The 10,333-nt window shown below is 64.5% G+C and carries 7 protein-coding genes; 3 read left to right on the forward strand and 4 right to left on the reverse strand.

What is annotated here, in order from left to right:
• Nucleotides 1-206: 206 nt before the first annotated feature.
• Entirely contained in the window at nt 207-674 is a 468-nt protein-coding gene (locus Y88_RS07425) for an Lrp/AsnC family transcriptional regulator (protein WP_008067673.1), read from the reverse strand.
• A 121-nt stretch (nt 675-795) separates the two neighbouring features.
• Between Y88_RS07425 and putA the strand changes: the two genes are divergently transcribed.
• The gene (gene putA, locus Y88_RS07430) at nt 796-4,407 is read left to right on the forward strand and encodes a bifunctional proline dehydrogenase/L-glutamate gamma-semialdehyde dehydrogenase PutA (protein ID WP_008067674.1); all 3,612 of its coding nucleotides are present in this window, start codon (nt 796-798) and stop codon (nt 4,405-4,407) included.
• Nucleotides 4,408-4,544: 137 nt separating this feature from the next.
• On the forward strand, nt 4,545-6,983 hold the full coding sequence (locus tag Y88_RS07435; protein ID WP_232280966.1) for a TonB-dependent receptor: 2,439 nt from the start codon (nt 4,545-4,547) through the stop codon (nt 6,981-6,983).
• Nucleotides 6,984-7,023: 40 nt separating this feature from the next.
• Here Y88_RS07435 and Y88_RS07440 read toward each other — a convergent pair whose 3' ends face one another.
• Together Y88_RS07440 and Y88_RS07445 are read right to left on the reverse strand one after the other, a co-directional pair.
• Nucleotides 7,024-7,458, reverse strand: a complete 435-nt coding sequence (locus tag Y88_RS07440; protein ID WP_008067679.1) for a VOC family protein — start codon at nt 7,456-7,458, stop codon at nt 7,024-7,026.
• Between the two features lie 151 nt (nt 7,459-7,609).
• Complete coding sequence (locus tag Y88_RS07445) at nt 7,610-8,437, reverse strand: TorF family putative porin (RefSeq protein ID WP_008067680.1); 828 nt, start codon at nt 8,435-8,437, stop codon at nt 7,610-7,612.
• Between the two features lie 308 nt (nt 8,438-8,745).
• Here Y88_RS07445 and Y88_RS07450 point away from each other — a divergent pair, with 308 nt between their 5' ends.
• Nucleotides 8,746-9,525, forward strand: coding sequence for a metallophosphoesterase (locus Y88_RS07450; RefSeq protein WP_008067682.1), 780 nt, complete (start codon nt 8,746-8,748; stop codon nt 9,523-9,525).
• Nucleotides 9,526-9,575: 50 nt separating this feature from the next.
• On the opposite strand, the gene mtgA is transcribed toward Y88_RS07450, so the two are convergent.
• Nucleotides 9,576-10,322, reverse strand: coding sequence for a monofunctional biosynthetic peptidoglycan transglycosylase (mtgA, locus tag Y88_RS07455; protein ID WP_018075989.1), 747 nt, complete (start codon nt 10,320-10,322; stop codon nt 9,576-9,578).
• Nucleotides 10,323-10,333: the final 11 nt, after the last annotated feature.

The following is a 10,333-nucleotide window of genomic DNA, read 5'->3' on the forward strand; positions in this document are numbered from 1 at the left end:
AGAATTACCGGTCATGGTTCAGATACTCCCGGCCGGTCTCATGCTCATACGAATGCAATGATGTCATTGAACGGACAAACCTCGATTTCGGGCCCGTCTATCGACCGACCTTATGGGCCGCAAGTGCTCTTGGCCTCATTCGACATTCCTCTAACCGGAAGTGTGGCCATCCGAAGACAGTACCGCACTGCGGTCAAAACCGGCTTTCAGCGGTCCTTCACCGCCTCCATGACGACGAAAGTGGACGTCGATGCAACGTGTGGAAGGCGGGAAATCCTTTCCCCCAAAACTTCGCGATAGCGCGCGATGTCGGCCGTGCGCACTTTGAGCAAGTAGTCGAAACTGCTCGCGATCATGTGGCATTCCTCCACTTCGTCGATGCGGCGAACCGCCTGATTGAACTCCTGCAAGGCCTGCTCGCGGGTGTCGGAGAGCTTCACTTCGGTAAAGGCGATCTGTTCGAGCCCGAGCGGGCGCGGGTCGAAAACCGCCCTGAATCCCAGAATGACGCCGTCATCGATCAATCTCCGCAGTCGCTGCTGACAGGGCGTGCGCGACAGGCCGACTCGCTCGGCCAGATCGGTGATCGCGATTCGACCGTCTTCGCGCAGGATCGCGATGATCTTGAGATCAAACTGGTCAAGTTGCCTGAAATCTTGCTCTGTTTTAGCCATATCGCCCGATATATCCCGATATTCAGGATGAATGGCAGATTAAATCCGCCAAACAAAGTCAGATTGCCAAATCGGGTGGTGATAGGCTGGGCTTTCACACCAGCATCGGGCCCGCCGCACCATGTCGCAGACGCCGTTTTCCGCCTTCGCTCCCGCCATCGCCCCTGCCTCGCCGCTGCGCACGGCCATCACCGGCGCATACCGCCGTCCCGAGGCCGATTGCCTGGCCGCGCTCCTGCCCGAAGCGACACTGCCCCAGGCCCAGCGCGCTTCTGCGACCGCGCTCGCCTCGCGCCTCGTCGAAACACTGCGCGCGGCTCCCAAGACCGGCGGCGTCGATCAACTGGTTCAGGAATACGCGCTGTCGACGCATGAAGGCGTCGCACTGATGTGCCTTGCCGAAGCGCTGCTGCGCATTCCCGATGCGGCAACGCGCGACGACCTCATCCGCGACAAGGTCGCCGGTGGCGACTGGTGGGCCCACCTCGGGCGCGAACGCCCCATTTTCGTCAATGCGGCGACCTGGGGCCTCGTCGTCACCGGAAAGCTCGTCGGCAGTATCGACGAACGCGGGCTCGGCGCCGCGCTCACGCGTCTGATCGCGCGGGCGGGCGAACCGGTCATCCGGCGCGGGGTCGATATCGCCATGCGCATGATGGGCGAGCAATTCGTCACCGGACGCACGATCGAGGAAGCACTCGACCGCGCCCGGCCCCACGAAGCCAAGGGATTCCAGTACAGCTACGACATGCTGGGCGAAGCGGCGATGACCGCTGCCGATGCCGAACGCTATATGGCCGACTATCGCATGGCGATCACCGCCATCGGCACGGCCTCTGCCGGGCGCGGGGTCTATGGCGGGCCGGGCATCTCGATCAAGCTCTCGGCGATCCACCCGCGCTATGCCCGTGCACAGGCCGACCGCGTCATGGGCGAGCTGCTGCCCCGCGTGAAGGAACTGTGCCAGATGGCGCGCGGTTTCGACATCGGCCTCAATATCGACGCCGAAGAAGCCGACCGCCTCGAAATCAGCCTCGACATCCTCGAAAGCCTCGCGCTCGATCCCGATCTTGCCGGATGGAACGGGCTCGGCTTCGTCATTCAGGGCTACGGCAAGCGGTGCCCCTTCGTCATCGACTGGATCGTCGATCTTGCCCGCCGCAGCGGCCGACGGATCATGGTCCGACTGGTCAAGGGCGCCTATTGGGATGCGGAAATCAAGCGCGCGCAAGTCGACGGGTTGACCGATTATCCGGTCTACACGCGCAAGGAACATACCGACATCGCCTATGTCGCCTGCGCCCGCCGCCTGCTGGCCGCGCGCGACGCGGTGTTCCCGCAATTCGCCACGCATAATGCCCATACGCTGGCGACGATCATGACCATGGCCGGGCCGGACTTTGCCGTGGGCGACTATGAGTTCCAGTGCCTGCACGGCATGGGCGAACCGCTTTACAGCCTTGTCGTCGGACCGGAAAACCTCAACCGGCCATGCCGCGTCTATGCGCCGGTCGGAACGCACGAAACGCTGCTCGCCTATCTCGTCCGCCGCCTCCTGGAAAACGGGGCCAATTCCTCGTTTGTCAATCGCATCGCCAATCCGGCCATTCCGGTTGCCGAAGTCGTCGCCGATCCGGTCGCCCTGCTCGAAAGCCGCTCGGGCGTCGCCTCGCCGCACCCGATGATCGCCCTGCCCGCGCAGATCCTGCCCGGACGGGACAACAGCCGGGGCCTCGACCTTTCGGACGAAAACGTGCTGGCCGAACTCGGCATCCTGTTCGCCCATGAAGGCCTGCGCCAGTACAGCGCCGAACCGACCGGTTCGCTGAGCGCCGAGCCCGCGCAGCCCGTTATCAATCCGGCACGTCCCGACGACCATGTCGGTACCGTGCGGGAAACCACCCCGGAAGGCGCAACTTACGCCGTCGCCCTCGCCGCTGCCGCCGCCGCGCGCTGGCAAGCGGTGCCGGTCGCCGAACGCGGCGCCATGCTGTGCCGCGCGGCCGACGCGATGGAAGCCGCGATTGCCCCCCTGGTTGCCCTGCTCATCCGCGAAGCGGGCAAGTCGGCGGCCAATGCCATTGCCGAAGTGCGCGAAGCGGTCGACTTCCTGCGTTTCTATGCCGCACAGGCGCAGACCCACCCCGACGCCGTGCCCTTGGGTCCGGTCGCCTGCATCAGCCCGTGGAACTTCCCGCTGGCGATCTTCACCGGACAGGTCGCCGCCGCGCTCGTCATGGGCAATCCGGTGCTGGCCAAGCCCGCCGAGGAAACCCCGCTGGTCGCCGCCGAAGCGGTCCGCATCCTGCATGAAGCAGGCATCCCCGCCGATGTCCTGCAACTCGTTCCGGGCGACGGCCGCATCGGCGCCGCGCTGGTTGCGGGAACCGACGTCGCGGCGGTGATGTTCACCGGATCGACGCAAGTCGGCCGCCTGATCCAGCGCCAGCTCGCCACGCGTCTTTCGCCGCAGGGTCGCCCAATCCCGCTGATCGCCGAAACCGGCGGACAGAACGCGATGATCGTCGATTCCTCCGCGCTTGCCGAACAAGTCGTGGCCGACTGCATCGCCTCGGCATTCGACAGTGCCGGACAGCGGTGTTCGGCCCTGCGCGTCCTGTGCCTGCAGGAAGAGATCGCCGACCATGTCCTGACCATGCTCAAGGGCGCGATGGTCGAACTCCGCCTGGGCGCGACCGACACCCTTGCCAACGACATCGGCCCGGTCATCACCGACGAAGCGCGACAGGGCATCGAAGCCCATGTCACCGGGATGGCCGCGCGCGGCAGCACTGTGCATCGCCTGCCGCTGCCCGCCTCGGCAGCGCGGGGGCATTTCGTCGCCCCGACGATCATCGAACTTTCGGCGCTGTCCGACCTCGGCGACGAAGTCTTCGGCCCGGTCCTGCATGTCGTGCGCTATGCCCGCACCGACCGCGCGCGTCTGGTCGATGCAGTCAATGCGCTGGGCTATGGCCTGACTTTTGGCCTGCACACCCGCCTCGACACCACGATCGCGGAAGTGACCGGCGCGATCCATGCCGGGAACATCTACGTCAACCGCAACACCATCGGCGCAGTCGTCGGGGTCCAGCCTTTCGGCGGCCACGGCCTGTCGGGCACCGGCCCCAAGGCGGGCGGACCGCTCTATCTGCCCCGCCTCGCCTTGCCCGAGCCCCATGCCCCGCTCGGCGGCGGCGCCACCGATCCGGCCGCGACCCAGTGGCTGGCCCTGTGCGGCGACACGGCCGCCTCGTTCGCACCGCCCTGCGCCATGCCGCTCGGCCTCGAACGCGAACTTCCCGGCCCGGTGGGCGAACGCAATCTCTATCGTCTCGGCGCGGCCGGAACCGTCCTGGCCCTTGCCGAAACGCGCGAGGCTCTGGTCGAACAGGTCGCCTGGGCGCTCGCGACGGGCAATCATGTGGTCATCGGCACCCCCTCGCTGATCCCCGACTTGCTTGGCGCGCTGCCCGAACCGCTGCTTGCCCGGATCGAGACGCCGCGCGACTGGCGCCTTGCCGGGCCTTATGCCCGGGCACTGGTGGCCGGGGCCGAGCCGTTCCTGCGCGAGGCACTGACCGATCTTGCCTCGCTGCCCGGTCCGATCGTCACTGCCGAAACCCGCTGTGCCGACGGCGGCTATGCGCCCGCTCTCCTGCTCGGGGAAACGTCGATCTCGATCAACACCACGGCCGCAGGCGGGAACGCGAGTCTCATGGCAATGGTTTGATACGATCACCGAAAGGGGTAATTTGCACTTATCGCTTGATCGCTTTCGGTTCTCGGTCAAGATCGCACCCCAGGAACCCATCTGCATGATCTCCCCGGCAAATCGGTCGCACGGGGCAGGTGGGTTTGGGGGGCTACATGAGTATGAACGGCAAGTACCGCTTGCCCCGGGTCGCGGGGCTGGCGGTGGCTGCGGTTCTCGCCGGCGGAGCCATTGCGGCGCCCGCACGGGCGGAAACCGACGGGGATTCCCCCGGCGAGCCTATCATTGTGACCGCGCAAATGCGGTCGCAACCGTTGGAAGACGTGCCGATCACGGTCCGCGTGATCGATGCCGCCACCATCGACATGCATGCCGCCGACGACATGGCCCGACTCGCGGCTTTCGTGCCCGGTCTTGCCATTGACGCGAGCAGCCCAACACAGCCGCGAATCGCCATCCGGGGCATCACCACCACCGATTTCGGCATCGGCACCGACCCTGCGGTCGGCGTCTATGTCGACGGCGTCTATGCCGGACGATCGGGTGGAGAAATCACCCAGTTCAACGACATCGAACACATCGAAGTGTTGAAGGGACCGCAAGGCACCCTGCTTGGCCGCAATTCGGCAGCGGGCGGCATCTCGATCATCACACGCAAGCCCGTCGACCATTTCGAAGCCGAAACGATGGTCCGCGCGGGCAATTACGGCAAAGTGCGCGTCGACGGCATGGTCAACGTGCCGCTGACATCGACCCTGGCCCTGCGCGTCAGCGGCGTCTTCAACCGCCGCGACGGGCTCTATACCGACGCCGCAACCGGACAGCGCCGCAATCGGCAGCTGAACTGGTCGGGACGCGCGCAATTGCGCTGGCGGCCCGACACAGAGACTGACGTCCTGCTGACCTGGTTCCATGACCAGGTCGATCAGGACGCGCGGCCGAGCATCCGGGTCGTTCCGCTCTCGTCCCGGACGCCTGCTGTCGGCGCCCCGGCCTCGACCTGGATCGATCCGCTACGGACACCGATCACCAACGACGTTTCCGACAATCCCGAACGGCGCAATCTCAATGAAGTGTCGCTGCATCTCGAACGCAGGATGGGCGCCGTCACACTGAGCGCGATCACCGACTGGCGCCATTTCTCGACCTTCAACCGCGAGGACGAGGATTCGACCAACCGGGCCGACCTCTATCTCGACAGCTCCAATGCCGAGCGCAACACCACGTTCTATCAGGAATTGCGCCTGTCGGGCGCCTCGCATCTGGTCGACTGGGTCGCGGGCGCGAGTTTCAACGACGAGAAAGCCGGACAGGTTTCCGGGGTCGGCCTGACCACCGACTCGATCGACACGATCCTGTCGAACATCGGCCAGGGCACACCGTTCCACGATCTTCAGACCGGCCTCATCGACGCCTATGGCCTGCCCATCTCGGTTCTTGGGCAGAGCTGGGACGAGGCGATGATCAATCACGGCCACTATCAGGCATGGGCCGCGTTCGGCGACGCAATCTGGCACGTGACCCCGCGCCTCAATCTCACCACCGGTCTGCGCTATACCCGCGACATCAAGCATTTCTCGTGGTTCAACGGATCGCGGTCGGCGCCCGGCCTCGACGCGGCCATGGCCACGCTCAACAGTCTGGGCGCGCTGGCGCTTGCCGGGGTGTCGCCGTCGGCCTTTGCCTTCGACGTCATTTTCGACATGAGCGCCTATGCCTCGATCCCGTGCGAGAACGGCGTGACAGTGGCCGAAAACGTCACCTGCAAACGCTCCGCCCGCTACGGCAATCTCAGCCCCCGGGCCGTGCTCGATTACCGCATCGCACCCGGCGTTCTGCTCTTTGCGGGCTTTTCACGCGGGTACAAGGCGGGCGGGTTCACTGCGACCCAACCCGGTTCGACCTTCCGCAACGAGCTGGTCGACAACTACGAAGCCGGGATCAAGGCCGACCTCCGCAAGCTCGGGCTGGTCATGAACCTTTCGGGCTTCCACTATGTCTACAACAATCGCCAGACGCTGCGACTGGAAACCCCTGCCGGATCGCTGGTTTCGCAATACGTGACCGATACCAGCGATGAACAGGCATGGGGCGCGGATTTCGACACGAACTGGACGCCCCGCGCGCTTCCGGTCAGCCTCTATGCCCAAGGCCAGTACATCGATGCCACGTATCGTCGCCGGGTGAACACCTCGGGACAGGATCTGGCCGGGCAGCCCACCGGAACGCCGATGTGGTCGGTCGCGGGCGGCGCCCGCCTCACCCGCCCGCTCGGTCGCTGGGGCCTGTTCGCCATGGATGTGAGCCATGCCTATACCAGCGTCTGCCGCACCAATGCCGAAACGCTGGCGCAGGGGTTCTGCGGCGGCAATGTCGGTGCGTTCGTCCTCAACGGCGCGCGCAATCGCACCGATCTCAAGATCGCGGCCACCCGCGCTGACGGCGGCCTGTCCTTCGGGTTCTTTGTCCAGAACCTGTTCGACAACCGCTATGTTCAGCGGGTCAGCATGATCTCGGCTTCGGCGCTCGGCACGCCCTACGCCGTGCTCACCAATCCGCGTTTTTTCGGCGGCGAAATCAAAGTGCATTTCTGAATGGGGTGGGCCGGAAGTCCGGCCCGCCCCATCTTTATCATCACCAGGTGCCGGTGTTCGGCATGCTGGCCCAAGGCTCGGCTGGATCGAGACGGCCGTTCTGCAACAGTTCGATCGAGATCCCGTCGGGCGTCTTCACGAAGGCCATGTGTCCGTCCCGGGGCGGGCGATTGATCGTGACGCCCGCATCGAGCAGCGTCTGGCAGGTCTCGTAGATATTCTCGACCTCGAACGCGAGGTGCCCGAAATTGCGCCCGCCGTCATAGGTTTCGGCAGCGCCGTCTTCGGCAGGCCAATTGTAGGTCAGCTCGACTTCGGCAATGTCAGCCTGCCCGGGAGCGGCAAGGTAGATCAGCGTGAAGCGCCCGGCCTCGCTGTCGAAACGGCGCACTTCCTTGACACCGATGAGTTCGAAGAATGCCAGCGTGGCGTCCGGATCGGTGACACGGATCATCGAATGCAGAAACTTGGTCACGGCACGTCCTTTTGGGGGGGAGCGGGTGGAACAATCGCACGGGCAAAATGCCCATGCCCCATCATAAGAGCCATGCGCCCGCAATGAAAAGGAAAAGGCCCGCGCCGCCGATGCGGCACGGGCCTTCCCCTGTTTCACCCCGGTGGGAGGATCAGAACGAAGCGGTCAGCGAAACCACCGCGACCGGCTTTCCGGTGCGATAGAAGGCTTCCACCTTGGCCCGGTCGATTCCGCCTTCGCCATCGTTGGCAAGTCCGTTGCGCGCGAAATCCTGACGGCCGAGATTGGTCCCGACGAGCGAGGCGTCGAGCGCCAGGTTCTTCCACTTGACGGTCGCGCCGACGGTATAGTCCCAATAGTCGCGACCATAGTCGAAACCGCCGCCGGTATGCGCGATGTGCGAATGGAGGCTGATCGGCGTCTTGGGGATGCCCACGCCCAGTTCCGCATAAGCATACATGTTGTGATGCGCAGGCGAGCTCCAGTTGTAGTTGAAGACTGTCTGCGACGGCGCGAAATTGCCGCCGATCTTGGCGGTCACCGGCCCGATCGCCTTGGTCAGCGAGGCATAGATTTCATAGTAGTTGCCGTTCGGCGCCCCCGGATAGATGTAGCCGTAGAGCCCGCCGTCGATGGTGATCCCCGACTTTCCGAGCGGACGGGTATAACCGGCATAGACGTCGATTTCGGTTCCGCCGATCTGCACCGGGCTATCCCCGCCCGACGCACTCGATCCCCAGGTCGAGACATAGAAGCCCGAGGCGTGCGAAACCGTCAGAGCCCCCTGGATCACCGGTCGGTTGTCCGACTGGGCGACACCACGGAACCTGTACTGGCTGGCTACTGCGGCGCTACCGGTAATCGTCCACTGGCTGGGCGGAGAAGTCTGGGTATCGTCTGCAAGAGCCGGGGTAACCGCAACGAAAGTCGACATGGCAAGGACGGACGATGCAAGCATCGCCTTTGCGGTCGTACGCATGTGAGATCCTCTTCACTGTTCCTGACGCGTCGTCCCGCCTGCGAAGTCCACTGCCGTGTTTTTTATCGGTCAGATCCGGACTACATCTTCCGCCTGCATTGTCTTGTTGCGGCGGACAAGCGGATATCGAAAAAATGTTTCGCGTTTGACCCTCAATGTGACTTTTTGGCACCAGGTGCCGTCGGCTACCTGGTGCATGAAAGTCACCATTACATCGGGCGTATCAGAGGATAACCCTTATCTCCTTGCCGAAGGACTTGCGCAGCGCGCGGTCGAGCTCGTATATTCGGCCCTGCGATTGCACATCCATGTTCAAGAAAATCAAACGTCTTTTCGCCGCCCCCGAGGCATCCTTGCCGCCGACCGCCATTCCGGCAGGCCAGCGGGTCTATGCCATCGGCGACATTCACGGACGCCTCGACCTGTTTTCGGCGATGATCGAGCGAATCGATGCCGACGATGCCGAGCGGGGGCCCGCCGAAACGACCATCATTCTCCTGGGCGATCTGGTCGACCGCGGTGCCGACAGCGCCGGGGTCATCGCCGCCGCCCGCCGCTGGGGCGCACGTCGGCGCGTCCGGTTCCTTGCGGGCAATCACGAGGAAATGTTCCTCGCCGCCTTCACCGACGAAAGTGTGCTGCGCCATTTCTTGCGCCACGGCGGGCGCGAAACGCTGCTGAGCTATCCGATCGAGGCCGAAGCCTATCAGCAGGCGACGCTCGAAGAAGTGCAGGACCTGATGCGCGAACGCGTGCCTGCCGACGACGTCGCCTTTCTCTCCGCGATGGAAGACATCATCCGCATCGGCGACTATGTCTTCGTCCATGCGGGCCTGCGCCCCGGCGTCCCGCTCGAATCCCAGAAAGTGGGCGACTTGCGCTGGATCCGCGGCGAATTCATCGAGGATACCAGTCCGCGCGATTTCGCCGTCGTCCACGGCCACACGATCACCCCGGAACCGCAGATCACGCCCTTGCGCATCGGTATCGACACCGGCGCCTTTGCCAGCGGCGAACTGACCGCGATCGGGCTCGAAGGCGCCGAGCGCTGGCTGGTCACGGTCCGCGATCCGTCCCTACCGGACTGATCAGGCCGATACCATCCCGGTAGGCTCCGCAATCGGGAGCCGACACCCCATCACCGATAGACGCACATGTCATAATCGCCGCGCACAACGCCTGCGCGCGCGGCGATGGCATTGCCGTGGCGCCGGACGAAACCGGTCGCGCCCACGACGGCACGCACTTTGGGTTGCGGGAAAGCCGCCGCGATCCGGGCCGCTTCAAGCCGCGAGAGGTGGCTGGCATCCTTGTTGTAATAGCGCTGCGCCCCGGCCTCGACGCCATAGGTCCCGATCCCGGTCTCGGCGAGGTTGAGGTAGACTTCCATGATGCGGCGCTTGCCCCAGACCGCCTCGATCAGGACGGTGTACCAGGCTTCCAGCCCTTTGCGGAAATAGCCGCCGCCTTGCCAGAGGAAGGCATTCTTGGCGGTCTGCTGGCTGATAGTGGAGCCGCCGCGAATGCGCCCGCCCTGCTGGTTGCGGCGAAACGCCTGCAACATCGCGCCTTCGTCAAAGCCGTGATGTTCGCAGAACTTGGCATCCTCGCCGGCGATCGCGGCATCGACCATGGTCCGGTCGATCCCGCCAAGCGAAGTCCAGTGCCGGGTCGCGCCATTGGAATCCATCAACATGGTCCAGGTGAACGGGATCGGCACGAACTTGTAGATGACGACCTGAGCCGCGCTCAACAGCAGGAACGCGGCAACGATCCGTACCGCCAGCCACACGATCCGCCCGAACAGGCCGTGCCTGCGCGCAGCCTTGAGGGTGGGGTGCGGCGGGTTCCGCAGTTCGCTCAATTCGCTGGGTTCATCGGCCATGGTCGATGCAA

The sequence above is a fragment of the Novosphingobium nitrogenifigens DSM 19370 genome (assembly GCF_000192575.1).
Classification (GTDB): Bacteria; Pseudomonadota; Alphaproteobacteria; order Sphingomonadales; family Sphingomonadaceae; genus Novosphingobium; species Novosphingobium nitrogenifigens.

Excerpts from the sequence above, each read along its gene's own strand:
- Y88_RS07435 (WP_232280966.1), top strand. The coding sequence starts at position 4,545 with ATGAGTATGAACGGCAAGTACCGCTTGCCCCGGGTCGCGGGGCTGGCG.
- Y88_RS07445 (WP_008067680.1), bottom strand. The coding sequence starts at position 8,437 with ATGCGTACGACCGCAAAGGCGATGCTTGCATCGTCCGTCCTTGCCATG.
- Y88_RS07450 (WP_008067682.1), top strand. The coding sequence starts at position 8,746 with ATGTTCAAGAAAATCAAACGTCTTTTCGCCGCCCCCGAGGCATCCTTG.
- mtgA (WP_018075989.1), bottom strand. The coding sequence starts at position 10,322 with ATGGCCGATGAACCCAGCGAATTGAGCGAACTGCGGAACCCGCCGCAC.
- putA (WP_008067674.1), top strand. The coding sequence starts at position 796 with ATGTCGCAGACGCCGTTTTCCGCCTTCGCTCCCGCCATCGCCCCTGCC.
- Y88_RS07425 (WP_008067673.1), bottom strand. The coding sequence starts at position 674 with ATGGCTAAAACAGAGCAAGATTTCAGGCAACTTGACCAGTTTGATCTC.